This window comes from Vibrio sp. 10N.222.48.A3, from assembly GCF_041475345.1.
Taxonomy (GTDB): domain Bacteria; phylum Pseudomonadota; class Gammaproteobacteria; order Enterobacterales; family Vibrionaceae; genus Vibrio; species Vibrio tasmaniensis_A.
On sequence record NZ_JBFRVX010001777.1, the window covers coordinates 1 to 254 of the forward strand.

The following is a 254-nucleotide window of genomic DNA, read 5'->3' on the forward strand; positions in this document are numbered from 1 at the left end:
CTTATGAATAAGTCGCCCTTAGATAGTTCTCTGCAGATTACTCTGCGAAGCTCATTAGTATTGAGGTTTAGTCATGCCTGCGCCGGCTTTATTTGACGCTGCTTGGCTACCTGCACCTTTCGATACAAAACGCTCAGTACGGAATGGAGCCGCAACAACTTGAATCTCTTTGATCTCTTGAGGACCAGGAGCTTTAGTCATTGGTGAACCTGCTTGTTTTTTAGCAACAGCGGCCTTTGGTGCCGCTTTAGGAG

At 46.9% G+C, this 254-nt stretch carries 1 protein-coding gene; it reads right to left on the bottom strand.

Annotated elements, in window-relative coordinates:
* Positions 1-54: 54 nt before the first annotated feature.
* Positions 55-254 (bottom strand): hypothetical protein (locus tag AB4653_RS28860; RefSeq protein WP_372106069.1); only part of this gene is annotated, 200 nt, incomplete at its 5' end.